We start from the raw sequence: 25,960 nt of genomic DNA, 5'->3' as shown, positions 1-25,960 counted from the left end.
TACTTTGGGCCAATCATAACTGAACGACCTGATAAAAAAGCGAATGCATAGCATAGCTCAGCGGCATAAACCTTAGCTGAACTTGATGACTTTTAGTGGGACTGTAAATCAGCAGGAGCAGACTTTAGGCCTGCCCCACAGGCACCCGAATAAACTACAGCAACAACAACAGCTGCTGCAGCGGATGTTTAGGTTTAACGCCTTCTAAACGTTTCACCTGGCTGCGACAGGAAAACCCTGTCACCAGCACCTGATCAGCGCCGGTGTTTTGCACATTCTGCTGCCAGCTCATCTCGTATAAGCTTTTGCTGTTGTCAAAATTCTGCGCTTCGTGACCATAAGTTCCGGCCATACCACAGCACCCAACAGACAAAGCTTTGAGCTCTAATCCGGCTTTGGCATAGATCTGTTTCCACTGATTTTCTGTCGATGGCAAAGCAGTTTTTTCGGTGCAATGAGCAAGCAAGCTAAAGCTTTGTTTGGTCTGCAATGCAGGTAAATTTTGTTTTACCAGCCATTCATGGAATAAGTCCACCTGGAAGTTGCCACGCTGCGAGCCTAAAGCTTTGACATATTCATCCCGATACACCAGCACTAAAGAGGCATCCAAACCCACCAGCGGCGCACCTAAAGCGGCCACCTGATTTAAAAAATCAGAGGCTGTTTTCGCAGTTTTGGCAAAATCGCGTAAAAAGCCTTTTACATGCTGGGGTTTGCCATTGGGTAAAAATGGCAGCAGTACAGGCCTGAACCCCAGTTTCTCTATCAGCTTCAGCGCGTCAGCCACTAAATCAGCTTCGTAGAAGCTGGTAAAAGGATCCTGCACCAACAGCACCAGTTTTTGCTTTTCAGTCTCTGGCAAGGCTTGCAGGGCTGTTAAATCAAAGTGGTACTGGCCCTCAACCCTTTGTTTTAAGGTGGGTACTGATAATTGTGGTGTATCAACATAGCCCACTGTCTTTTTCAGCAGTGCGGCCATCCAGCTTTGCTGCAGGAAAAAATTCACTACCTTCGGCATACTGGCAAGCAAAGGCGCTGAGCGTTCAATGTTACCAACCAGATAATCTTTGGCGGGTCGTAAATAGCGGCTATGGTACAACTGAATAAAACGGGCCCGGAAGGATGGCACATCCACTTTGATAGGACATTGACCGGCGCAGGCTTTACAGGCCAGGCAGCCTTCCATTGCTTCCATCACTTCATGTGAAAAATCATACTGGCCCTGTTTTTTCTGCCAGCTGTTTTTAATTTTGGATACTACTCCGGACAAGCTGTTCGATTTATTCAACAGCTCTTGTTCCTGCGCCAACACATCTACGCCCTGATTACTCATTAAGCGCAGCCATTCCCGCATTAAACCGGCCCGGCCTTTTGGACTATGACGTCTGTCTTTAGTGACCTTACTGGACGGGCACATGGGGGAATTTTCTTCGTAGTTAAAACAAAGGCCGTTGCCATTGCAGTTTAAGCTACTGTCGAAACTATCTTTCACCACCACAGGAATTTGCCGGTCGTAAAAACCACGTTTAACATCATCAACACTAACCAACTGTTCTGTGCTGTCGATAGGAGTACAAATTTTGCCCGGGTTCACACGATTAAAAGGGTCAAACGCTGTTTTGATTTTACGCAGTTCTGTGAATAAAGCCTCGCCAAAAAACTCCGGGCCATATTCACTGCGATAACCTTTGCCATGTTCGCCCCACATCAGGCCGCCGTATTTAGCCGTTAGTTTTACCACCTGATCAGAGATAACGCGTAACTGTTTTTCCTGCTCCGGGTCACACATATCCAAGGCTGGCCGCACATGCAACACCCCGGCATCGACATGACCAAACATGCCATAGGCCAGACCGTGACTGTCAAGTAAGGCTCTGAATTCCATAATAAAATCAGCCAGATTTTCTGGAGAAACAGCGGTATCTTCGGTAAAAGGAATAGGCTTTTTACTGCCTTTGGCGTTGCCTAACAAACCCACTGCCTTTTTACGCATGGCATAAATCTGAGTGATAGCGTTGTTATCATAGGTCAACTGATAACCAATAATACCCGACTCACCATTTTTCACAGACTCTTGTAAACGAGCTTCTAACTGCTGAACCTTTTGCGCCATATCCGCTTCGTCTTCAGCATTGTATTCGACCATATTCAGGCCCAGCATAGTTTTGCCAGGCACGTCTTCAATAAAGTCTTTTACCTGATGCCAGATAATATCGTTGCGGGCTAAATCCAGCACTTTGCTGTCTACGGTTTCAACAGAGGTCGCCTGTGCCGCCACTAAAAATGGCGCATTACGCAGTGCACTTTCAAAGCTGTCGTATTTCACATTCACCAGACATTTGTAGGGGGCTATTGGCGTAATATTTAATTTAGCTTCAGTGACAAAACCTAAAGAGCCTTCAGAACCGGTAATAACACGGGACAAATCAAACTGAGTTAAATCCTCATTAAACACATGCTCCAGGTCATAGCCTGTTAAAAAGCGGTTCAGGCGAGGAAAAGTCTTTAGAATGTCAGTACGAAAATCACGGCAGCTGGATAACACCTGACGATAGACACGGCCAATGCTGTCCTGACGCTCGGCCTGTTGCTCTGCTTCAGCCAGAGGCATAGCATAAGTATGCAGCGCTGTGCCATCAATCAGCACTGTATCAAGGGATAACACATGATCACTGGTTTTGCCGTAAACCAAAGAGCCCTGACCTGAAGCGTCTGTGTTGATCATACCGCCTATAGTGGCGCGGTTTGAGGTGGATAAATCCGGGGAGAAGAAAAAACCATAAGGTTTTAAAAAGGCATTCAGCTGATCTTTAATCACACCAGCCTGCACCCTGACCCAGCGTTCCTCGACATTAATTTCAATAATTTCACGCATATGGCGGGATAAATCCACCACAACTGCCGAAGTTAAAGCCTGTCCATTAGTGCCGGTGCCACCACCACGAGGGGTAAATTTTATGCCGCTAAAACTCACCGTCTGAGACAAAGAACAAATGAGCTGCACATCAGCAGCAGATTTCGGCAATAACACGGCAGCAGGCAGTTGCTGATACACGCTGTTGTCTGTTGCTACTGCTAAACGGCTGGCGTAACTCACTTCAATATCGCCGGTAAAACCAGCAGCTGTTAAGGCAGTAACATAAGCCTGTACCTGGGGATTAAGTGTTTCTGTCGCAGTTAACTTCGGGATCATAGGACGCACCAGATTTAAAACTGGGCCGAGTATACCAAAGCACAGGATAGATGGTCAGGGCGTCGGAAAAAAATTACAGTTTTTCCAATGCCCTGCTGCGCTTACATTGAAGGGATAAGTGGGTTAATTGTCGTTTTTACGTTCCAGCACTTCACCTTCAATCACCCGACCTGAAGCGTCTGAGCTTCTGCCTTGTTGTTGCTGTTGCGCCTGCTCGAAAAAAGATTTGCCCTGTTTACGCAATTGGTGTCTTTTGTATAAAAACACCGGAATAAGTAACCAGCTCAGCATCAGTACAAAAAGTAACACACCCATGGCAAACACCAGCATGATGCCGGCCACCAGCCAAAGCAGAACACGGCTAAGGAAACTGCCCTGCTGTTTCTGACGGAATAAGGCCTGCCATTGTTGGGCTTGCTGTTGATAATTCATTGATTGCTCTCTTTAAAACGCCTGTTTATTGGCTCTGTAAAACTTAATGGGGATGATCAAACGAAATCCCAATGCCGGGTAAGACTGCAAATTGTAACAAATAGTTCAGCCTGCGCTTTGAAGTGTTATCCCATCAGCTAAAGAAAAAGCCCACCGAAGTGGGCTCTGTCAAAAGAGGACTGAATTACTGCTGGCTGATTTTACAGGCATCCAGTTTCCAGACTTTTTCTACATAGTCTTCAATAGAGCGGTCTGAGGTGAATTTGCCCATCAAGGCCGTGTTCAGTATGGCTTTTTTCGCCCAGCCTGCCTGATCACGGTACCAGCCATCCACTTTCTCTTGTGCTTTGACATAAGACTGGAAATCGGCCAGTACTAAGTAGGGGTCACCACCTTCCAGTAAGCTGCGTTTTATCGCCGACAACTCACCTGGTTTACCCGGCGTGAAGTAATCGGTTTCCAGCCAGTCGAGAATGGCTTTGATTTCAGCATCCTGATAATAATAATCCCAGCTGTGGTAGCCTTTGGCCTGCAGTGCTTTCACTTCATCGACAGTTAAACCGAAGATAGAAATATTATCAGCCCCTACTTCCTCAGCAATCTCAATATTTGCACCATCGAGCGTACCTACAGTGATAGCGCCGTTTAGCGCCAGCTTCATATTACCTGTACCCGAAGCTTCTTTACCTGCGGTAGAGATTTGCTCTGACACATCAGCTGCAGGGATCATTTTTTCTGCCAGCGTTACACGGTAATTTGGCATAAAGACCACTTTCAGACGGTTTTTAACCCGCTTGTCGTTGTTGATCTTCTCAGCCACTTTGTTGATGGCGTAAATAATTTCTTTGGCCAGCTTGTAGCCAGGAGCCGCTTTAGCGCCAAACAGGAATACACGGGGCACCATGTCGTAGTCCGGGTTTTGCAAAATACGACGGTACAACGCCAGAATATGCAGTAAGTTCAGATGCTGACGTTTGTATTCATGCAACCTTTTGATTTGAATATCAAAAATAGCGTGTGGGTCGATGCTGATATTAGTCAGCTTTTTCACTACAGTGGCTAAATCAGCTTTGTTTTGCTGTTTAATCGCCATAAAGGCGTCCTGAATGGCAGGATCATCAGCAAAAGCTGCAAATTTATTCAGTTGTTTTAAATCCCGTGGCCATTCATCGCCAATGGTTTCATCCAGCAACTTAGCTAAACGTGGGTTACAGGCTTTTAACCAGCGACGAGGCGTGACACCGTTGGTAACGTTGGTGAATTTATCTGGCCACAAAGCCACCATTTCCGGGAATAAATCAGATTTCACTAAATCGGAGTGGATTTGCGCTACGCCGTTGACCCGGAATGAACCGACCACAGACAAATGGCCCATACGCACCATAGGTTCGTGGCTATCTTCGATAATAGACAGCTTACGTTTTTTGTCGTTATCGCCAGGCCATAACACATCCACCTGCTCTACCAGGAAGCGACGGTTGATTTCGTAAATGATTTCTAAATGGCGTGGCAATACTTTTTCAAATAAACGCACTGACCATTTTTCCAGAGCTTCTGGCAACAAGGTATGGTTGGTATAGGCAAATACGTGCTGACAAATGTTCCAGGCATCGTCCCAGCTCATTTCAGCACGGTCGACCAGAATACGCATCAGTTCAGGAATAGCCACTGCAGGGTGAGTGTCATTCAACTGAATAGCCACTTGCTCCGGGAACTTGCTCCAGTCATCGCCATTGGCACGTTTGTAACGGCGAATAATGTCTTTCAGTGAACAGGAACAGAAAAAGTACTGCTGAATTAAGCGTAATTCTTTACCTGCATCAGTTTCATCGTTTGGATACAAGACTTTAGAAATGGTTTCAGCTTCAATATTCTGACGCGCTGCATCAATGTAACCACCTGAGTTAAATACGTCCCAGTTGAAGAAATCACTGGCACGGCTTTCCCACAAACGTAATACGTTGACTGAACTGCCCTGATAACCCACAACTGGAATGTCCCAAGGCACACCCTTGATAATACGGCCAGGGTGCCACACTTTTTTCATTTTGCCTTGCAAGTCATAGGTGGTTTCTACATAACCATAGACCGAAATTTCCTGCACAGACTCAGGGCGACAAATTTCCCATGGGTTGCCGTATTCACGCCAGCTGTCCGGACGCTCGATCTGACGACCGTCAGAGAACTCCTGCTTAAACAAACCGTGTTCGTAGTGAATACCGTAGCCGATAGCCGGATAGTTTAACGTGGCCATAGAGTCAATAAAGCAAGCAGCTAAACGGCCTAAACCGCCGTTGCCTAATGCCATATCTTCTTCCTGATCTTCCAGATCAACAATATTCAGCCCCAACTCAGCCAACGCAGTTTTGGCGGCGTCATACACGCCTATGTTATGCAGGTTGTTGCTGAATAAACGGCCCATTAAATATTCAAGACTGAAATAGTGAATAGCACGGGTATTTTGTTGATAGTGAGTGCGCTGGGTATTACGCAAACCATCATATACATACTCGTTCACCGCAGCGCAGGTCGCACGCCACCAGGCCTGTGGACTGGCCTTGTTGACATCAGTGCCAAGGCTACCGTGTAAATGTTTAATAATGCTGTTTTTTAACTCTTCCGTGCTCGGAAGCGCTGCAATAGCCACTGAAGCTTTTGCCTTTGAAGTCGTTTTTTTCATTGCCAAATCCCGGTTTGATGAGCGGTGAGCCGCTTTTTTAATAACTGTAGTTGTAGAAAAATTACAAAAATGGCGGGCAATAGTCAAGAATTTGCGGAAATAAAGCCTATTATCGTAATTTTATTACAACACGATAACAGGCTGTTTTCGGAGCTTAAATAGCAGCGAACACCGCGTCTACAAAGGCTTTGGCGTCAGATTCAAGCTGCATTAAATGCTGTTGATCAACAAAACTCTCTAAGTAAATTTTGTAACTGTTTTCTGTACCTGAGGGCCTCGCAGCGAACCAGCCATTTTTCGTAACGACCTTCACCCCGCCAATACTGGCACTATTTCCTGGAGCTTTTGTAAGCACAGCAAGTATAGGATCACCAGCCAGCACTGTCTGTTGAACACTGCTGACATCCAGGTTTTTCAGCGCTGTTTTTTGCTCTGCTGAAGCAGCAGCATCCAGACGGCGATACAAAGGTGAACCAAATTCTTTGGTTAATGACTGATACTGCTGATACGGATCCACTCCGGTTTTTGCCAGCATTTCTGCTGCCAGTAAACCTAAAATAAAACCATCTTTATCCGTTGACCAGACAGTGCCATCAAATCGCAGGAAACTGGCCCCGGCACTTTCTTCGCCACCAAAAGCCACTGTCCCCTGGTGCAAGCCCTCAACAAACCATTTAAAGCCAACTGGTACTTCGTATACTTTACGACCACGGCCTTCTGTCACTCTGTCAATCAAGGCCGAAGACACCAGGGTTTTGCCTATAGCTAAGTCGGTAGACCATAAAGGTCTGTTGCTTAATAAATAGTTAATAGCGACAGCCAGATAATGATTTGGATTCATCAGACCGCCACTTCGGGTCACTATGCCGTGACGGTCAAAATCAGGATCGTTGCCTATAGCCACATCAAACTGATCTTTGAGTTGAATAAGATTTGCCATGGCATAAGCAGAAGAGCAATCCATACGGATTTTGCCATCTTTATCCAAAGGCATAAAACTAAAAGCCGGATCCACCCGCTCATTGACGACAGTGATATTCAAACCATAAGTTTTGGCAATTACAGGCCAGAAGGCGATGCCTGAACCACCTAGAGGGTCGACACCAATTTTTACACCGGCTTTGGCAATAGCGGCCATATCAATGACGTTCGCCAGGTCATCCACATAAGGCTGAATATAGTCGATGTGCACACACAAAGGTGATAACAGTGCTGCTTCGTAGCTTAGTTTTTGTACACCGGCTAACTGACTGGCTAACAGAGCATTGGCACGTTTTTGGATCCAGTCTGTCGCATCTGTATCTGCAGGGCCACCATGAGGTGGATTGTATTTAATACCCCCATCTTCAGGTGGATTATGCGAAGGCGTAATGATCAGACCGTCGGCTAAATCTGCTGTACGGCCTTTGTTATACGCCAGAATAGCGTGAGAAATCACAGGGGTTGGCGTAAAACCGCCATCCTGCTGAATACGGCTTTCAACACCATTGGCTATCAGTACTTGCAACGCAGTGACAAAAGCAGCTTCAGACAAAGCGTGGGTATCTTTGCCGAGGAACAATGGGCCGTTAAATCCCTGCTGCTTACGATATTCTGCAACGGCCTGCACTATGGCCAGAATATGTGCCTCATTAAAGGACTTCAGTAAAGCCCCACCTCTGTGGCCTGAAGTGCCAAAGCTAACCTGCTGGCTGGTCACAGCCACATCAGGGCTCAGGCTGTAATAGGCAGCCATCAGTTGAGCTATATTAGGTAACATGGCGGCCGGGGCAGTTTGCCCTGCCAGCGGATGTAACGACATAAAAACTCCTTATAACAAATCGCGGATCCGTTCAACCTCAACAGAGCTGTAGCCTAATTTGCTGGCAACTTCCGTCAGCATCATTTTTTTACGAGTGGTATTGGAATTGGTGATCACCCAAAAATCTGTATTCGGAATAGGTTTTGGGTTGGTACTGCTGCCCGCTTCCAACAAAGAGGCTTCAGACTGACCAAAATACAGTCTGTTACGACCTTTAATTTCCAGTACCTGAGCAAAATCACCACGATGAGCGCGGGATAAGGCCGATAAAATAAACAAAAACCGGCCCACTACACTTTGCTCAGCCGATAAATCCTGTGGACTGATAAAATCAAAAACTGAACCTGTTTTTTCAACAGCTGCAGCACTGACTGTAGCCTTTTCCGCTACAGCTTCTGGAGCAACTTCAACTGCGGCTTTAGCCGCTTGTTTTGCAGCTGGTACAGCAGGAGCCTGTGCTTCTGTCAGGCTGGCAATCAGTAAACGGCGCAGAATATCAGAGGCGCTTTCACCAATCTGTTGAGTCTGACTGGCGATAAATTGATAAAGGTCGTCATCTATTTCGATGGTTTTCATGAAGTTAGTCCGCGTTTTTGAAAGTGAAGCCATTATATACCCTTCGTACTTGAAGCTGCAGCTTTGTTGACTGCATGCTCTCGCCCCAGTAACTCTGAAAATACCCGCCAGGCATTTCTTGCGAGTTCTCGCGTCAATCCAATGCACATAGGACGACTATGCTCCTGGGGTCTCAATCCCTTGTCGCCTCCCTGCAACACCAATTACTTTGGCTATACAAAGAGGCAGTCGCTGACGCCAGCCAGCAGTTTTGATACCATGCCCCTAAGTCGTTAATTCAGGTCGTTAAATCGGAAACAATAATGATATTACATACCGAGATCACAGGCCAGGGTCAAGCTATTGTATTGATCCACGGCCTTTTTGGTAGTTACGAGAACCTTGGCGTGATTGCCCGCGCTTTAGCCGGACAATGGCAAGTGGTCAATCTGGACATGCGTAATCACGGTCGTTCAGACTGGCACGATAGCATGTCCTATGCACTGATGGCAGAGGATATCAGAGATACTCTTGATCATTTGGGTTTGGATCAAGTGGCATTATTAGGCCATTCAATGGGCGGCAAAATTTCGATGGAGTTTGCGCTGCGCTACCCGGACAGAGTCAATAAACTCATTTTGGCTGATATATCGCCAGTGCAAAACAGACCACGGCATCTGGAGATTTTATCTGCGCTGGATGCTATTGACTTGAACAGCTTACAAAGCAGACAAGAAGCCGATCAGCAACTGGCTTTAGCTATTTCAGAAAACGGGGTACGGCAGTTTCTGCTAAAAAGTTTATATAAAGAGGAAAATCAGTTCCACTGGCGCTTTAACATCAAGGCCTTGATTGCTAACTATCAGCAGTTGCTGGAAGCGCCCGCCAGCAAAGGCCCTTACTCCGGACCTACGCTCTTTATAAAAGGCTCGGAGTCAGACTACCTGCTGCCGGAACACCAGAGCCAAATCGCTGTACTCTTTCCGCAAAGTAAAGCAAAAGTCATTATGGGCACAGGGCATTGGCTACACGCAGAAAAACCTGTCGCTTTTGCGAAAATAGTCACTGACTTTTTATTGAGTTAACGCAACTAATTCCCAATAAAATTGTGCTATAGTGCGCGCAATTTTTTGGGGCTATGGGTCATTATGAATATTGAGCAGTTTGAGACCTTAGGTCTGTTTCTGGGTGTAGGTGCCCTCTATCTGTTTATCGTGATGGCCATCTGGGATGTACTTAAAAAAAGTAACGCTCCTCGTTTTGGCAAAATTTTTGTGTGGTTAGTGCTGTTTTTATCACCTGCGGCTTTTTTAGCTAAAGTGATTTTTGAGTATTTTGTCGAATAAATGAGGTGCGCGACATGGCTAAAATAGCCACAGATCGCACAACAATAGATTTGTTTGCGCATGAAAAGCGCCCCGGCCGGCCTAGGACTAATCCTTTGCCACGGGAAGAACAGTTAAAGCTGAACAAGCGCAATCAAATCAAACGCGATCGAAGTAAAGGTTTAAAGCGTATAGAGTGCAAAGTGTCAGAACAGTTGTATCAACAGCTGAGTTTGTCTGCAGAGCAGCAAAATATGACACGTAGCGCCTATATTGAATGGGTTTTAGAACAAGCGTTGACCAGGTAGAAGGCGAAAGTTATGGCAACTGTAGGTATATTTTTTGGTAGCGATACAGGTAACACTGAACATATCGCAAAAATGATTCAAAAAGAGCTGGGCAAACATTTGTTTGATGTGATGGATATTGCCAAAAGCACAAAAGAACAAATTGCCGGTTATGATTTGTTGCTGTTAGGTATCCCGACCTGGTATTACGGTGAAGCCCAGTGTGACTGGGACGATTTTTTTCCTGAGCTGGAAAATATCGACTTCAACAATAAGCTGGTCGCTATTTTTGGCTGTGGTGATCAGGAAGATTACGCCGAGTATTTCCTGGACGCTATGGGTACTCTGCGTGACATTATTGAGCCTAAAGGCGCTATTCTGGTTGGTCAGTGGCCAACTAAAGGCTACAACTTTGTGGCGTCTAAAGCCCTGGCAGACAATGACCACTTTGTTGGTTTAGGCATAGACGAAGACCGTCAGCCCGAATTAACAGAGCAACGTGTCAAACAATGGTGTAAGCAGATTTATGATGAACTGAGCTTAAAAGAGCTGGAGAATCTGTAATATTCAGGGGCAGAGCTTCAGCTCTGCCCCATTTTTCTACTGAGATACTTCGCGGTACTTCGGTTTTTTTCGGATATACACTTTACGTTTTACTTCGCACACCAACTCACCTTTGTTGTCTTTTACATGCACAACAAAATCAGGAAAATATTTCTCCCCCGCTTCGGTTTGTTGTTTGATATGTTCAAGCTCGCTGTCTGTCAGCAAAAATTCAGCCGTTAATTTGCCACGGCCCGGTGTGATGTAATTGATGTCAGCCTGTTTATCCCACACCATATACTCTTTACCCAGGGTGCCCATCAGCATCAGCGGATAAATAGGATCGGTCATCGCAAACATAGAGCCACCAAATTGACTGCTATTAATATTGCGAGTCCAGGGCCTGTTTTTTAGCTCCACTTTGCAGTATCTGTAGTCCTGCGCCAATTCCACCACTTTAATGCCACTGAAAAAAAATGGTGGCCACAAATTTAATAAATGCCGCATCACGGCAGGATTAAACGCCCAACGCATAACAACCTCTGGTAAGACCTGTTTAGCCGAATTCTAACCCCTTGTTTGAGCTTTGTCTGCGCTTTGTATGCAATAAGGGGCAGATTTATAGGTTGCTTCTATTGGTAATGGCCTTATAATCATTTGAAATTCAAGAAAGAGTAGAAGAATCCATGTCAGATCATAATACCGAATTACGTAAAGCAGGCCTTAAGGTCACACTGCCACGAGTGAAGATCCTCGATATTTTGCAGGACCCGAATCATCAGCATATCAGTGCCGAAGATGTGTATAAGATTTTGCTGGAGTTGGGTGAAGATATTGGTCTGGCCACTGTATACCGTGTATTAAACCAGTTTGATGATGCAGGCATTGTCACCCGCCACCATTTTGAAGGTGGTAAGTCGGTATTTGAATTAAGCCGCATTGATCACCACGATCACTTAGTCTGCTTAAACTGCGGTAAAGTTATCGAGTTTGAAGATGACGACATTGAACGCAAGCAATTAGAAATTTCAGAGAAAAACGGTATTAAGCTGACGCACCACAGTTTGTATCTGTACGGCGAATGTGTGGATAAAAAGTCCTGCGAAGAAACCCGCAACAGCAAATAAGGTTTTGATCTGATGCACCAGGTTTGACGTTAAGAAGACCGGCTAGTCCGGTTTTTTTGTGCCTGTTAAAATTTGCTCTGTTAAATACTCCACCTCATTGGCCCAGCAACATTCCGGGCGAGGCTGATGCACACCAAACTGGCCTTTCAGTGGTCTGCAATGGGTAATAGCATTTCGCAGCAATTGTGGCACTTCTGCCACACCATAACAGGCGCCTAATAAAGCCCCGGCCACAGCAGCGTTGTTGGCTGTGTCTCCGCCTCGTTTGATAGTATCAAGCATGGCATCCAGATAATCCTGTGCATACAACAGCTGCCAGATCGCATTTTGAAAACAGACCAGCACCTGAGCATCAGGCTGCTCAAAATCTGTAGGTGGCATAAATAAGGCCTGATCAATAACCCGGATAATACGTTTATCCACTTTCAGTTGTGCTGCCCAGTCTTTGATCAATTGATACAGTTCATCTGCACTGCAATCATTTTCCAGCACATGCCCAAGCGCCATTACATACAGGCCGCTGATTTGCTGACAAAGCATATTGGGATGAGTCAGAGCCGTATCGGCCATAGCCCATGCCGCAAGCTGGGGTAAAGACTGGTAAGGCACCATCAAAGCCACAGGCGCCACGCGAGCTAAAGCTGTAGTTTCCGCAGACTCTTCATCCTGCTCAGATAACAGAGCGCGTTTTAATTCGTCCGGTACGGCAAAAGGTTCAGTTCTGAGCCAATATTCATAAGCTTGCCAGGCGCCCTCTTCCTGATATTCACCATAATGGGCCAATAAGCGGCACAACAATAGCGAAAGTTCACCACTGTCTGTTGCTTGTCCGGACAAGGTTTGCCAGGGGTTTTGCAGCAAGATTTCAGTGAGTTCAAAGCTTAGTCGCTCATCCCTTTCGTTTTGCGGTAAGCCTTCAACAGCGGAGCCCAACACTTCTCCAGCCAATAAGCCATACATCAAACCAAGCGCTTTAGATTTGAGCACCGGGTCGCTCATGCTGACCTCCGTTGTAATAAAGCCATCTGAGGCTAATTTTTGCGCATATCTAATATATAAGGTATTGCCGCTAAGAAGCCAAGTACTTCGCTTTAAAATCAAGTAAATAGATGCATTTTCTATCGAAAAAAAAAGCCAGCACTCAGGCTGGCTTAGATACAAATCTCACAACTTACTGGCCGTATTTTTCCGCCAGATATAACCAGGTTTCCAGCACTGTATCAGGGTTTAATGACACTGAGTCAATGCCCTGATCCATCAGCCATGCAGCAAAGTCTTCGTGATCCGAAGGACCCTGGCCACAAATACCCACGTATTTGCCTTTGGCTTTGGCGGTCTGAATCGCCATAGACAGCAGCTTTTTAATAGCAGGGTTACGTTCATCAAACAGATGCGCTATTAATCCGCTATCACGATCTAAACCTAAAGTCAGCTGAGTTAAGTCGTTTGAGCCGATGGAGAAACCATCAAAGTACTCAAGGAACTCTTCTGCCAGCAAACAGTTCGATGGCAGCTCACACATCATAATAACTTTTAAGCCATTATCACCACGTTTCAGGCCATGAGCTTCCAGCAGTTCAATCACAGCTTTAGCTTCTTCCAAAGTGCGGACAAATGGGATCATCACTTCAACATTGGTAAAGCCCATGTCATTACGAACCCGTTTTAAGGCTTCGCATTCCATGGCAAAACAGTCACGGAAGTCTTCAGAGATATAACGTGATGCACCACGGAAACCAATCATAGGATTTTCTTCGTGTGGCTCGTACTGACGACCACCCACCAGATTGGCATACTCGTTCGACTTGAAGTCGGACATCCGCACTATCACCCGCTCTGGTGAAAAGGCCGCAGCAAGTGTAGAAATACCTTCAACCAGCTTCATGGTGTAAAACTCGACAGGAGAGCTGTAACCGGCCATCATTTGGCTGATGGTGGCTTTAAGCTCGTCAGTCTGCGCATCAAAGTTCAGCAGCGCTTTTGGATGCACACCAATCATACGGTTGATGATAAATTCCAGACGGGCTAAGCCAATACCGGCATGAGGCAGTTTCGCAAAGGAAAACGCACGCTCAGGGTTACCCACGTTCATCATGATTTTCATTTTCAACGCCGGCATTTTGTCTACACGTGAGGTCATCACGTCAAAACCTAAAATACCTTCGTAGACAAAACCTGTGTCGCCTTCAGCGCAGGATACTGTCACTTCCTGACCGTTTTTAATTTTTTGGTGGCATCACCACAACCCACTACAGCCGGAATACCCAGCTCACGCGCAATAATAGCGGCATGGCAAGTACGGCCACCACGGTTAGTGACAATGGCTGAGGCTCGTTTCATGATAGGTTCCCAGTCCGGGTCTGTCATGTCAGTCACTAACACATCACCTGGCTGAATTTGATCCATATCGGCGATGCTGGCGAGAACCTTGGCTTTACCTGAACCAATTTTATGACCTATGGCACGGCCTTCAACAACGATGGGCGCTGTGCCCTGCAGTTGGAAACGTTCCATTTCATTGCTGTCTTCGCGGCTGCGCACAGTCTCAGGACGAGCCTGAACTATATACAGCTTACCGTCCTGACCATCTTTGGCCCATTCGATATCCATGGCGCGGCCATAGTGTTTTTCAATGATAATGGCTTGTTTCGCCAGTTCCTGCACTTCAGCATCTGTCAGTGAAAACTGTTGACGCAACGCCTCTGGCACGTCTTCAACAATGACCTGTTTACCGTGGCTCAAGTCTTTGGAGTACACCATCTGCAACAGTTTGCTGCCCAAATTACGACGTACGACGGACGGACGACGCGCCATCACTGTAGGTTTGTGCACATAAAATTCGTCAGGGTTGACTGCGCCCTGCACCACCATTTCACCTAAACCATAAGAGGACGTGATAAAAACCACATCTTCAAAACCTGATTCAGTGTCGATACTGAACATCACGCCTGAAGCGGATAAGTCTGAGCGCACCATACGCTGTACACCGGCAGACAAAGCCACGCCACGGTGGTCATACCCCTGATGCACACGATAAGAAATAGCGCGGTCGTTAAATAATGAAGCAAATACGTGTTTGATGGCTTCAATGACAGAAGCATAACCACGGACGTTTAAGAAAGTTTCCTGCTGACCCGCAAACGAAGCGTCAGGCATATCTTCAGCTGTAGCCGATGAACGCACTGCAAAGGAGACATCTTCAGCACAGCCCTGTTGCAGCTGCTGGTATGACGTTTGAATAGCCTGTTCGAATTCACTTTGGAACGGTGTATCAATCACCCATTGGCGAATTTGCGCACCGGCTTTGGCCAGAGCTGTGACATCATCAACGTTGAGGCCATCCAACACTTGATAAATACGCTCGTTCAGACCACTCTGTTCAAGAAATTGATTAAAGGCATAAGCTGTAGTGGCAAAACCACCCGGAACTTGTACCCCTGCATTTGCCAGGTTACTGATCATTTCACCCAATGAAGCATTTTTACCACCAACGCGAGGAACGTCGTGCATGCCCAGGTCCTGGTACCAAACAACGAATTCTTGCACAATGAGTCTCCAATTTTTGTTGCAGGTTATGTAAGCTTACATGACAAGCCACATAAGCAGGCTAATTCTACACTGGCACCAAAGTTAAATAAAACCTTAATTTATAATGTAATTTAATAACGACAAAATGGAGAAAACCGTGAGAACAGCCTTTTATATATCTGATGGCACAGGCATTACTTCTGAGGTGTTCGGACACGCTCTGCTTTCACTGTTTCCGGCGGAATTCGACCATGTCACCATCCCATTTGTTGAAACTGCCGAGATCGCATTACAAGCTAAACAACGAATAAACGATCGTTATAAAACAACCGGTATCCGACCTTTAATTTTTCAGACCTTTGTTGACGAAGAGTTACGCCAGATTATTAATAGCAGCGATGGCGTCTGTTATGACTTTTTGAACGCCTTTATTGAGCCCATGCAAAAAGAATTAGGCGTAGCTGCTATGCCAAAAACGCACCGCACTCACAGCATTCATGAAAAAACTTATGATTTTCGTATTGATGCAGTGAACTATGCACTGGCTAATGACGATGGCGTAAATTTAAAGGAGTACGCCAAGGCCGATATTATTCTGGTAGGAGTCAGCCGCTCAGGTAAAACCCCTACCAGTTTATACCTGGCGCTGCAGTACGGCATTAAAGCGGCCAATTACCCTTTTGTGCAGGAAGATATGGATATGCTGCGTTTGCCGCCTGAACTCAAAGTTCAGAAGAATAAATTGTTTGGTTTAACCATTACTCCTGAGCGTTTAAGCAAGATCCGGGAACAACGTCGGCCCGGCAGCAAATATGCGTCTTTACGCCAATGCAAACTGGAATTAGATGAAGTGGAAGCTTTGTATCAGAAAGAAAAAATCCCTTTTTTAAATTCGACTCATTTGTCGATTGAGGAAATTTCAGCGAAAATTTTGTCGCAAACCGGTTTAAAACGTCAAAAGTATTAGGCCTTTTCGCTTGTGCTGGCCTCTTGCAGCAACCGCTGTGCATGCAAGGGGCAAAGCCGGATGGGCTCACCTCTTTCCTTACGCTTGACGAGTTGCACCAGCAATCTGTTGACTGGTGCATCCAACTTCAATTGTTCAGCTAAAGTGACAACAGCACCATTGAGAAAATCTATTTCGGTGGTTTTTCCGGCCTGAATATCATCCCACATCGAAGAACGCGCATCTGGCGATATGGCCAGCATTTTTTTTGCCAGTCGCTTAAATAACCAATTTGGGCTATGTAACAGCAAGGGAATATAACTGTTGGGAATACTGGTGTAAGAGTAGGTTTCTATCTGCAGGCGCTTGCATAAGTCCAGCAGCTCCAGCATGGCAGCTGCAAGTAACAGCCGATAAGGACGTTGTAATAATTGTTGCTGCAATGGAATATCAGATAAAGCGTTAATGGCGTTGTTCAGGTTGAGTAATAATTTACCAAACTCGGCTGCTTTCATACTGTCCTGTTGTTTTGAACTGATGCCCTGTCGTTGCAACTGAGTCAGGACAGCTAAAATTCGTGGATCGGCAGTCTGTTGCCAGATCATGTCCGAACCTGTAGTCCGGGCATAAAAGCCTGGCCTGATTTTTACCACATTAAAGGGCACTATGGCACGGATCACAGTCTGAGTTAAAAACTGCTGATACAAGGGCCTGATCGCCACACCATTTTGCAAAGCGACGACAATGCAATCGGCCGAAAGATGATATACAAGCTGGGGTAATAGGAATTCCAGATCCAAAGCTTTGACTGTAACCAGCACCAGCTCTGCACTACGAAGAACGTCAAGTTCAGTATAAACAGCAGGTGAGGCAAGCCTATAACAGGCGCCATTTAAATCCTGAGCTGTTAAACCATAAGCAGCAGCTTCAAGCGCCATATTTTCGCGCCCGATAAAAAACACTTCAAAAGCAGGAGATTGACAAAGCATGGTACCGAGGTAACAACCTATAGCACCAGCACCAACTACAGCAACACGCAGAGGCGCTGAACTGCTGGCTGAAAAATCAGACAGCAGTTCAGCAGTAGTATTTTTATTTGCGGACCGCACGAAGGGTATCTGCGATCAGGAAAGCCAGTTCCAGCACCTGATCTGAATTTAAGCGCGGATCACACTGGGTGGTGTAACGTTTGCTTAAATCGTTTTCTGATAAACCATAAGCGCCACCCGTACATTCGGTAACGTTATCGCCGGTCATTTCCAGGTGGATACCACCGGCATGAGTACCTTCTGCCTGATGCACCGCAAAGAAATAACGGATTTCACGCAAAATCGCTTCAAAGTCACGGGTTTTGTATTCATTGCTGGCTTTGACTGTATTGCCGTGCATTGGATCGGAACTCCAGACCACTTTGCGGCCTTCGCGCTCAACCCGACGCACTAAGGCTGGTAATTTCTCAGCCAGCTTATCAGCGCCCATCCGTGTGATTAAGGTCAGGCGGCCAGGAATATTTTCCGGGTTTAAAGCGTCAATTAAGCGCAATAAATCCACTTCATCCATACCAGGGCCTACTTTCACACCTACAGGGTTTTTGATACCACGGAAAAACTCAATATGCGCATGATCCAACTGACGGGTACGTTCACCTATCCAGACCATATGAGCTGAACAGTCGTACCATTCACCTGTTAACGAATCACGGCGTGTCAAGGCCTCTTCATAGTTCAGCAGCAAGGCTTCATGCGAGGTATACAAGGACGTTTCACGAATGGACGGTGAATTTTCAGCCGTGATACCACAAATTTCCATAAACCGCAGCGCTTCCTGAATGCGCTGAGCGACATCCTGATAGCGGCCTTTCAGTGGATTGGCATCGACAAAACCCAGATTCCAGCGGCTGACCTGATGCAAGTCGGCTAATCCACCTTGTGCAAAAGCACGTAACAAATTTAAGGTGGCCGCTGAATGATGGTAAGCCGTCATTAAACGGTTTGGATCTGGCTTGCGGGCTTCTGCCGTAAATTCAAAGCTGTTGACTATGTCACCACGGTAGCTGGGGTGAGATACACCAGCTATGGTTTCTAAATCACTGGAGCGGGGTTTGGCGTATTGGCCAGCCATACGTGCTACTTTAACTACAGGACAACCGCCGGCAAAGGTGAGCACCACGGCCATTTGCAGTAATACTTTAAAAGTGTCACGAATTTTTGGTGCATTAAAGTCACTAAAGCTTTCCGCACAATCGCCACCTTGCAGTAAAAATGCTTTGCCTTCAGCCACTTGACCAAGCTGACTAAAGAGATCACGAGTCTCTTGCGCAAACACCAAAGGCGGATATTTGTGCAATTGCTGCTCAACAGTGCTGAGTAAAGCCTGATCATCGTAATGAGGTTGTTGTTGGATTGGAAAAGCTCGCCAACTTTGAGGCGTCCAGGTCGTCACTTTAAGTAGTCCTATAAGTCTGAGTTGATAGTTAATGTCACTAGGTTATTTATCCGCAGACAAAGTAAATTTATTGGCGGCTAAATTCAATGCTTAAATGAGTATATTGCGCGGAAAAGTATAAATAGTCCGAAATTTATCGACAAAAACACCCAGATGTCTAAACATCTGAAAATATCAAGCCTTTTTTAGCAAGGTTTTGGCGCTGAAAGCGGCATTTAAAACGGAGCTTTTATGGTGGAAATTCAGGCTTTACAGCAGTTAGAGCAGAAGCTGAATCAGGTAATTTTAGGTAAACCTCAGGCCGTGCGGTTGGCCTTGTGTTGTTTATTGTCAGAAGGTCATTTATTGATTGAAGATTTACCAGGTTTAGGTAAAACCACCCTCGCCCATGCACTGGCTCTAAGTTTGGGAGTTCATTACAAAAGAGTTCAGTTTACTAATGATATGTTGCCTGCGGACCTGCTGGGGCAATCGGTGTTTTTAAAAGACACTCAGGAGTTTCAGTTCCGCAGTGGCCCTATTTTCAGTCAGATTTTGTTGGCCGATGAAATAAACAGAGCCAGCCCCCGTACTCAAAGTGCTTTACTCGAAGCCATGGAAGAAAAACAGGTGTCTGTTGATGGTTTGTCTTACCCTTTGCCTAAACCCTTTTTTGTGATAGCCACCCAAAACCCGTTGTTTCATGCTGGTACCAATGCCTTACCTGAATCACAACTCGACCGTTTTCTGATGCGCCTTGCCCTGGGTTTTCCGGATCTGCAGACGGAGAAACTGATACTGCAGCAGGATCATGGCCAATCCCGTTTAGAAGGACTGCTCCCTTGTATTAACGAGCAGCAACTGCTGTTATTGCAACAGCAAGTGGTTCAGATCAAAGTCAGTGATGCCTTGCTTGATTATTTGCTGGCGTTGGTGACACAAAGCAGGCAGCAGCAGGATTGCCTGCCACTTTCACCACGGGCAGCTAAGGCTTTGTTAAGAGCCACTAAAGCTTTTGCTTTGTTGTCCGGTCGTCATTACGCCACAGCAGAGGATGTGCAACAGGTGTTTCCTTCTGTGGCAGAACACAGGCTTAATCCAGGTTCTTCCAGAGACAACAAAAGCCTGAGTCTGCAATTACTGCGCAAGGTGCCTTGCCCTCTATGACACTAAAGATGACAGTGTGGCAAAAAATTAAACAGAAACTCAGGCTGAGATTTTATCGCTGGCTGGATAAACGTCAGCCTGCGTCCACTGAACTCACCTTGCGCCAGCATCTGCTTTATGTCTTCCCCAGCGCTTATGGCGCCTGGTTTGTGCTGCTGATTATTTTGTTATACGTCTTTGGCAGTAACTATCAAAACAACCTGATCCTGCTTTGTGCTTATCTGCTGCTGTCGTTATTCTGTTGCTGCATTCTGGCGGCTTTTTTTAATCTGTACAGATTACAGCTAAAAACCAGCCCACCTTTATCTATGCCTTTACACACCTATGCCGGCCAAAGTCTGACTCTGAGCTTAGCTTTAAGCCATACAGAGCATAAAAAAATGCTGTCTTTTTCCGGTGATGAGTTTGAAGCCCTTTTATTTGAAACTCTGCCAGAGCTGGTACAGCTGGAGCTTTATCAGCGTCAGCGGGGTTTTTATCAGCTACAGCGCTTTAAGCTTGAATCCTATTTTCCCTTTGGTTTGATCCGTTGCTGGACCTATATTCAGTTGCAGCAGCCCTACTGGGTTTACCCGGCAGCCGCTGAATTAAAAAATACCAATGCAGCGCCACGCCAGCAGATCCCGGATCAGCCGGATCAACTGGCACCTTATCTGCCCGGAGATCAGGCTTCGAGCATCGACTGGAAACGATTAGCAAAAAATCCCTGGCAACCTGTGGTTCGGCAGAACTCAGAGTCCACTGTGCCTGCTTTACCCAAGACACTGATCGTCACTGCCACAGGCGCTGCTTTGGAGCTGCAGCTGTCACAATTTTGCGTTTTGCTGCATCAGTATGAACAACAAGGCGAAAGTTACAGTCTGAGCACCCCACTCAGTACTATTGGCCCCGATCAGGGGCAGGCTCATTTGCATCGTTGTTTACAGGCTCTGACCTTATGCTGAATCCGGCATTTATTCCCACAGCCCTGCTGGTGCAGCTGATGTTATTAGCCTTGCTGCAAGAGGGCTTAAGCTGGTGGTCCAGTCTGGTGCTGATGGGCATTCTGCTGTTTAAATACATCAGCTTTAAAGCACAGCAAAAAGTCAGGATGATGACCATCAATGCGCTGGCTGTGATGTTGTGCCTGTTGTTGCTTTCGCAGCTATGGCAACAGGATATGCAGGATTCCATGCTGCAGTTGTTGTTTTTTTCAGCCGCTCTGCGACTTTTTTCTATTCATTCTGAACTCCCACACGCCAAAAAGCTGGTGTGGGTGCAGTATTTTTTAATCACCACAGGTTTTATGCTCAATCAAAGCCTGTGGTTTGCCAGCGCGGTGTTTTTGTTATTTTTCTGCAATTTGTATTTGCATTACCTGCTCTTTGCTCCGGTGCAACAAAGTAAATTTCGCTGGACCGACATTCGTTTACTGCTTTGGGTCATGCCTTTTTGTATCGCTCTTTTTGTATTGTTTCCAAGGCTACCACCTTTATGGCAAACCGAAAGGCAGCATCAGGCCCAAACAGGTTTAGCCGATGAGCTGTCGTTGGGAGGACTGGAAAGATTAGTGCAAAACGACAGTCTGGCGTTCAGAGTTGAGTTTGCTAATGAAAAACCTGCTCAGCATGAACTCTACTGGCGGGCCAAAGTGTTTGAAGCTTTTAATGGTCAGGACTGGCTACCCGATTTACAGCGTACGCCACAACAGCCAGTGACCACAGCAGGCCGCTATCAATACCAGTTAGTGGTTGAACCCCATTTTCAGCGTAGCCTCTTTAGTTTGGGCCAGGTCAGTCAATTGCAGGGGCAAGTCCAGACTGTTGCTGCTGGTTTAATAGAAAGCCGCCAGCAGATCAGCAGACGTTTTTCTTATAGCCTGACCTCAAATGGTTCGGCTGTTGCCCAACAAAACACTGAGGAAGCAAAACGCAATCTGGTATTGCGTCACAGCAACCCGCAAGCCAGCGAGCTGGCGTTACAACTCAAACAACAGCACACAACAGCCTCAGCTTATGCCCGGGCTTTATACCAGTATTTTGAACAGCAGCAATTCAGTTACAGTCTGCGCCCGCCTGTATTGAACCAACAGGCTCAGGTGGATCAGTTTTTATTTCAGCACAAAGTGGGCTTCTGTGGTCATTATGCTTCTGCAGCAGCTTATCTGTTTCGCGCTGCCGGTATTCCTGCCCGTGTGGTTGCTGGCTATCAGGGCGGCGTCTGGCAGACTCAAGGCGATTATCTGCAAGTGTTGCAAAAAGATGCTCATGCCTGGGTTGAGTATCTGGAAGACGGCTATTGGCGACGTTTTGATGCCACTGTGATAGTTGCACCTCTGCGTTTAACCCAGGGCTTATCTGATGCATTGTCTTTATCTGAACGGCAATTTTTAGATCAGTTTTTTCAGCGTGGATTTTTAGGCAGCTGGCTGCAGCAGCTGGAATGGCTGGATTATTATTGGTCGGTTTGGGTACTGAGTTTTGATCAGACAGAGCAGCGTTTTATCTGGCATTATTTTAAAACCATGCCTTGGTTATGGATAGCCACAGGCATCACAACATCATTGCTTCTGGTGCTGATTATTTACCTCTGGCTACAGCGCAGCAGCCAAAGCCAGAATGTTCTGTTACGGCAACGGATGCTGAAGGTACTGCGGCCTTATGGCGAAAAGGCGGATTATCAGAGTATGGAGTCATACCTGCGCCAACTGACTGCTCTTCATCCCGCACTGAGCACAGAGCTGAATGAACTATTATCCGCTTATCAGCGATTTGAATTTGCAGAGCAGCAAGAGCAGTTGCAACAGTGTCGCAAACTGCTCCATCAATTGGCAAAACATAACAGTACTGTGGGTTGAAAGTGCTGTCAGTTCAAAGCTTGGGCTATTAAGTACTGAGAATACGCAACGCGCTTTGTAAATGCTCAGCGCAATTACGCCCCAGATCGGTCAGATAACCGCCGTCGGCCTGGGTTAATAAGCCTTTTTTATGTAAACGCTCAATGGCTTCTTTTGCACCTGGATCGGCTGATTTATGGGCCTTAATGCCTTCCAGCGAAGTGTCCAGGTTAAATAAAGTCAAAATACGAATCTCATCATTCAATTGTGAATTTACCGGCATCTCGTCTTTTCCTTTGTCGTTGTTTTGCTAGAAACTAGACCCTATTTGACAATTTTTCCAGCAAAAGTGCCTGTACTCTTTATATTCCGTTCTTCGCCAACAAAAACCGACTGTTTTTAATACAGCTTGCTGTATTTTTAGGCAGATATTTCCTATAGTCAGGCAAAGGTCAAAGAGCTGCGTACCTCGTGACAAAAGGACCATCAACACCACATAGCTTTCCTGGCTGGACGGACTTATTTCAGTCCTTGTCCACGCCCTTTGCATTGCTGCAACGTCAGACAAATCAAAACATAAAACTGCTGCGAAGCAACACCGCCTTTCAGCAGTTATTTAATTTGCGGCTGAGATCCCGTGCTCAGGGGTTAAACCAGCTTCCAGCCGATTTTATCAGCCAATTGCAGCTGCTGTGCCAGCATCAAAAGCCTGTGTTCTGGTGCCTGAGTACAGACCAGGACAACTGCCGGCATTTTAAAATGCAACTTGAGCAACCAGAGCCTTCGGATCCTGCCAGTTATTTACTGGTGATGCAGGATATCAGCGAACAGCAGAATGCTCTGCTGTTGCTGCAGCAACAGAAAGATGAGCTGCAAAAGCGGCTAACAGATATAGAGCAACTGAAGAATCGCATCAGTGAACAAGCTATCCGTGATCCCTTAACCAATTTATTTAATCGTCGTTTCCTTAATGAATTTATGGAGCGTGAGCTGGCGTTGGCCAGACGTAATCAAAAACCGTTGGCTGTGGTGATGCTGGACCTGGATCATTTTAAACAACTCAATGATCAGTTCGGTCATCAGACCGGCGACACAGTGATTGAAATGGTGGCAAAACATTTACTTCGTCAAAGCAGACGTACCGATATTTTGTTCCGCTACGGCGGGGAAGAATTTCTGGTCATTTTACCTAATACGAACGCTGCGCAAGCCAGACATCTGGCGGAAAACTGGCGGCAGCATGTACAGCAAGCTCAGGTTTTTGCTAAACATCAGACCATCAGTATTACCTTGTCTGCTGGCCTGGCTTGTTATCCTGAGCATGGCACTACAGCCTTTAACTTAATTCAGGCCGCAGATGAAGCCTTGTACCAGGCCAAAGCAGCAGGCAGAAATCAGGTGATGATGTGTTAAGCCTGGTTTTATAAAAACAAAAAGGAACCGAAGTTCCTCTTTGTACTATGTTGCTAACGCCTTGGCTTAAAAAGCACCACGTAATGCTGCAATACGTTTTTCCAGCGGTGGATGGCTTAAAAACAGCTCTGATGCAGCAGGTTTGCTGGCTATACCAAAAGCCATCATTGAACCTTCCAACTGACTTTCGTGGTTATTACGTAAACGCTCCAGCGCTGCGACCATTTTATTGGCACCAACCAGTTTGGCTGCACCCGCATCAGCACGGTATTCACGTTGACGGGAGAACCACATGACGATAATGCTGGCCAGCACACCAAAAGCCATTTCCAGCACAAAAACAGTCATCATATACGCAAAACCATTGCTGCTGCCGCCTTCGTCATTGCGGTTACCGCTGATCGCACCGGCAATTAAACGGGCAAAGAAGATCACAAAAGTGTTCACCACACCCTGAATAAGCGTCAGAGTCACCATATCACCATTAGCGACGTGTGAGACTTCATGCGCCAGCACAGCCTCCACTTCTTCTTCACGCATATTCCGCATTAAGCCTGTACTTACAGCCACCAGCGCATTGTTACGGCTGGCCCCTGTGGCAAAAGCGTTCATTTCCGGTGAGTCGTAAATGGCCACTTCAGGCATACCAATACCAGCCTGCTGAGCCTGACGGCGCACCGTATCAAATAACCACTGCTCAGTGGCATTACGTGGCTGGGTGATCACCACAGCACCGGTAGAACGTTTGGCCATCCATTTCGACATAAACAATGAAATGAACGAACCACCAAAACCAAATACTGCTGCAAATACCAACAGGCCGCCTATGCTGCGGCTATCAATGCCAAGCACACGGAAAACAATGCTAAGTACTATACTTAACACCAACATCACCGCCAGGTTTGTGGCTAAGAACAGTATAATTCGCTTCATAGATACCTCGTTTATTAAGCTACTGCTTGTACTATATGGCTTAGAAGCGTTTTTTCAATGAAAGTGCGACAAGCAATTGTAAATAAAGATGAATGGAGTTATCGGTGCGTTATTTAACACTAATCCAGGAGCGCTTGAACAAAAGCCGTGGCAAGCGTTGCATTGATCTGTGGTTCGGACTGGTAAGGCAAAACGCCAAGACATGGCGCTGTCAGCTTTTGTTGTAAATAGCTGATATTTTCCTGCTGATAAGCCATGTCCGGGTCAATACAATTGGCCACCCAGCCTAGCAGCTTCAGGCCAGAGTGTTCAATTTCACGTACCGTCAATAAAGCATGGTTTAAGCAGCCAAGTTTCATCCCCACCACCAATAGCACTGGCAATTGCAGCTCTGTCACCCAATCCGCCATAGTACTGTGATCATCCAGTGGTAATAACCAGCCACCAGCACCTTCTACTAGAGCTATATCAGCATCCACATTTTGGAGCTTATGTAACTCTTTGGTCAGAATGATAGGGTCTATACAAAGTCCTGCTTTTGCTGCAGCCAGGTGCGGGGCTACTGCATCGGTCAGACAATAAGGATTCACCTGCTGATAACTTAACGACTCTGTCGCGTGCTGCAGCAATTGCAAAGCATCAGTATTAAAACCTGCTTCATTCACCCCGGCTGCTACTGGTTTTTGCGCCACAGTGCGATGGCCCAGAGCTTTTAAGCCTTGTAGCAATGCCACAGCCACATAAGTTTTGCCCGCATCTGTATCTGTGCCCGTGATAAAAACTGTCTGCAT

Annotated in this window: 22 protein-coding genes and 1 pseudogene; 10 read left to right on the top strand and 13 right to left on the bottom strand. The window is 46.3% G+C overall.

The window, feature by feature from the left end:
- Positions 1–154: 154 nt before the first annotated feature.
- The 5 genes from ydiJ to seqA all read right to left on the bottom strand — a co-directional run bounded on the left by ydiJ (position 155) and on the right by seqA (position 8,682).
- The gene (gene ydiJ / locus RHEIN_RS02740) at positions 155–3,193 is read right to left on the bottom strand and encodes a D-2-hydroxyglutarate dehydrogenase YdiJ (RefSeq protein WP_008897440.1); all 3,039 of its coding nucleotides are present in this window, start codon (positions 3,191–3,193) and stop codon (positions 155–157) included.
- Positions 3,194–3,316: 123 nt separating this feature from the next.
- Positions 3,317–3,625, bottom strand: coding sequence for a hypothetical protein (locus RHEIN_RS02735; protein ID WP_008897439.1), 309 nt, complete (start codon positions 3,623–3,625; stop codon positions 3,317–3,319).
- Between the two features lie 184 nt (positions 3,626–3,809).
- Positions 3,810–6,305 (bottom strand): glycogen/starch/alpha-glucan phosphorylase, encoded by a 2,496-nt coding sequence (locus tag RHEIN_RS02730; RefSeq protein WP_008897438.1) that lies wholly within the window; start codon positions 6,303–6,305, stop codon positions 3,810–3,812.
- A gap of 154 nt (positions 6,306–6,459) precedes the next feature.
- Positions 6,460–8,106 carry a phosphoglucomutase (alpha-D-glucose-1,6-bisphosphate-dependent) gene (gene pgm, locus RHEIN_RS02725; protein WP_008897437.1) on the bottom strand — a complete coding sequence of 549 codons (1,647 nt, stop codon included), beginning with the start codon at positions 8,104–8,106 and terminating at the stop codon, positions 6,460–6,462.
- Between the two features lie 9 nt (positions 8,107–8,115).
- The gene (gene seqA / locus RHEIN_RS02720; protein WP_008897436.1) at positions 8,116–8,682 is read right to left on the bottom strand and encodes a replication initiation negative regulator SeqA; all 567 of its coding nucleotides are present in this window, start codon (positions 8,680–8,682) and stop codon (positions 8,116–8,118) included.
- Between the two features lie 302 nt (positions 8,683–8,984).
- Here seqA and RHEIN_RS02715 point away from each other — a divergent pair, with 302 nt between their 5' ends.
- The 4 genes from RHEIN_RS02715 to fldA all read left to right on the top strand — a co-directional run bounded on the left by RHEIN_RS02715 (position 8,985) and on the right by fldA (position 10,837).
- Positions 8,985–9,746: an alpha/beta fold hydrolase gene (locus tag RHEIN_RS02715; RefSeq protein ID WP_008897435.1), complete on the top strand. Its 762-nt coding sequence runs from the start codon at positions 8,985–8,987 to the stop codon at positions 9,744–9,746.
- A gap of 63 nt (positions 9,747–9,809) precedes the next feature.
- The gene (locus tag RHEIN_RS02710) at positions 9,810–10,007 is read left to right on the top strand and encodes a DUF2788 domain-containing protein (protein ID WP_008897434.1); all 198 of its coding nucleotides are present in this window, start codon (positions 9,810–9,812) and stop codon (positions 10,005–10,007) included.
- A gap of 14 nt (positions 10,008–10,021) precedes the next feature.
- On the top strand, positions 10,022–10,294 hold the full coding sequence (ybfE, locus tag RHEIN_RS02705) for a LexA regulated protein (RefSeq protein ID WP_008897433.1): 273 nt from the start codon (positions 10,022–10,024) through the stop codon (positions 10,292–10,294).
- A 12-nt stretch (positions 10,295–10,306) separates the two neighbouring features.
- Positions 10,307–10,837, top strand: coding sequence for a flavodoxin FldA (gene fldA, locus RHEIN_RS02700; RefSeq protein ID WP_008897432.1), 531 nt, complete (start codon positions 10,307–10,309; stop codon positions 10,835–10,837).
- Between the two features lie 36 nt (positions 10,838–10,873).
- Here the strand turns inward: fldA and RHEIN_RS02695 are convergent, their stop codons facing one another.
- Positions 10,874–11,350: a DUF4442 domain-containing protein gene (locus tag RHEIN_RS02695; protein ID WP_008897431.1), complete on the bottom strand. Its 477-nt coding sequence runs from the start codon at positions 11,348–11,350 to the stop codon at positions 10,874–10,876.
- A gap of 152 nt (positions 11,351–11,502) precedes the next feature.
- On the opposite strand from RHEIN_RS02695, the gene fur reads away from it, so the two are divergent.
- The gene (fur, locus tag RHEIN_RS02690; protein ID WP_008897430.1) at positions 11,503–11,943 is read left to right on the top strand and encodes a ferric iron uptake transcriptional regulator; all 441 of its coding nucleotides are present in this window, start codon (positions 11,503–11,505) and stop codon (positions 11,941–11,943) included.
- 42 nt (positions 11,944–11,985) lie between these two features.
- Here the strand turns inward: fur and RHEIN_RS02685 are convergent, their stop codons facing one another.
- Complete coding sequence (locus RHEIN_RS02685) at positions 11,986–12,942, bottom strand: ADP-ribosylglycohydrolase family protein (protein WP_008897429.1); 957 nt, start codon at positions 12,940–12,942, stop codon at positions 11,986–11,988.
- Between the two features lie 172 nt (positions 12,943–13,114).
- Positions 13,115–15,489: pseudogene (gene ppsA, locus RHEIN_RS02680) on the bottom strand (phosphoenolpyruvate synthase).
- A 139-nt stretch (positions 15,490–15,628) separates the two neighbouring features.
- On the opposite strand from ppsA, the gene ppsR reads away from it, so the two are divergent.
- Positions 15,629–16,438, top strand: a complete 810-nt coding sequence (ppsR, locus tag RHEIN_RS02675; protein ID WP_008897428.1) for a posphoenolpyruvate synthetase regulatory kinase/phosphorylase PpsR — start codon at positions 15,629–15,631, stop codon at positions 16,436–16,438.
- On the opposite strand, the gene RHEIN_RS02670 is transcribed toward ppsR, so the two are convergent.
- Together RHEIN_RS02670 and RHEIN_RS02665 are read right to left on the bottom strand one after the other, a co-directional pair.
- Positions 16,435–17,526, bottom strand: coding sequence for a 2-dehydropantoate 2-reductase (locus RHEIN_RS02670; RefSeq protein ID WP_008897427.1), 1,092 nt, complete (start codon positions 17,524–17,526; stop codon positions 16,435–16,437). The two genes, ppsR and RHEIN_RS02670, sit on opposite strands and share 4 nt — an antisense overlap.
- Positions 17,510–18,859, bottom strand: a complete 1,350-nt coding sequence (locus RHEIN_RS02665) for a class II 3-deoxy-7-phosphoheptulonate synthase (RefSeq protein ID WP_008897426.1) — start codon at positions 18,857–18,859, stop codon at positions 17,510–17,512. Before RHEIN_RS02665 ends, RHEIN_RS02670 begins: the two co-directional genes overlap by 17 nt.
- Positions 18,860–19,093: 234 nt before the next feature.
- Here RHEIN_RS02665 and RHEIN_RS02660 point away from each other — a divergent pair, with 234 nt between their 5' ends.
- The 3 genes from RHEIN_RS02660 to RHEIN_RS02650 are packed head-to-tail and all read left to right on the top strand — an operon-like array spanning position 19,094 to position 22,844.
- Positions 19,094–20,008, top strand: coding sequence for an AAA family ATPase (locus RHEIN_RS02660; protein ID WP_008897425.1), 915 nt, complete (start codon positions 19,094–19,096; stop codon positions 20,006–20,008).
- On the top strand, positions 20,005–20,952 hold the full coding sequence (locus RHEIN_RS02655) for a DUF58 domain-containing protein (RefSeq protein ID WP_008897424.1): 948 nt from the start codon (positions 20,005–20,007) through the stop codon (positions 20,950–20,952). The genes RHEIN_RS02660 and RHEIN_RS02655 overlap by 4 nt, the downstream gene beginning before the upstream one ends.
- A complete protein-coding gene (locus RHEIN_RS02650; RefSeq protein WP_008897423.1) occupies positions 20,946–22,844 on the top strand; it encodes a transglutaminase family protein in 1,899 nt (632 codons plus the stop codon). The genes RHEIN_RS02655 and RHEIN_RS02650 overlap by 7 nt, the downstream gene beginning before the upstream one ends.
- Before the next feature lie 28 nt (positions 22,845–22,872).
- Here the strand turns inward: RHEIN_RS02650 and RHEIN_RS02645 are convergent, their stop codons facing one another.
- Complete coding sequence (locus RHEIN_RS02645) at positions 22,873–23,106, bottom strand: TIGR02647 family protein (protein WP_008897422.1); 234 nt, start codon at positions 23,104–23,106, stop codon at positions 22,873–22,875.
- A 188-nt stretch (positions 23,107–23,294) separates the two neighbouring features.
- Between RHEIN_RS02645 and RHEIN_RS20260 the strand changes: the two genes are divergently transcribed.
- A complete protein-coding gene (locus RHEIN_RS20260; protein ID WP_008897421.1) occupies positions 23,295–24,236 on the top strand; it encodes a GGDEF domain-containing protein in 942 nt (313 codons plus the stop codon).
- A 66-nt stretch (positions 24,237–24,302) separates the two neighbouring features.
- On the opposite strand, the gene htpX is transcribed toward RHEIN_RS20260, so the two are convergent.
- Both htpX and bioD read right to left on the bottom strand, forming a co-directional pair.
- On the bottom strand, positions 24,303–25,169 hold the full coding sequence (htpX, locus tag RHEIN_RS02635; protein ID WP_008897420.1) for a protease HtpX: 867 nt from the start codon (positions 25,167–25,169) through the stop codon (positions 24,303–24,305).
- 119 nt (positions 25,170–25,288) lie between these two features.
- The gene (gene bioD / locus RHEIN_RS02630; RefSeq protein ID WP_008897419.1) at positions 25,289–25,960 is read right to left on the bottom strand and encodes a dethiobiotin synthase; all 672 of its coding nucleotides are present in this window, start codon (positions 25,958–25,960) and stop codon (positions 25,289–25,291) included.

The organism is Rheinheimera sp. A13L, from assembly GCF_000217935.1.
Lineage (GTDB): Bacteria > Pseudomonadota > Gammaproteobacteria > Enterobacterales > Alteromonadaceae > Pararheinheimera.
The sequence above is the reverse complement of the archived record's forward strand: the minus strand, read 5'-3'. Positions and strand labels throughout refer to the sequence as shown.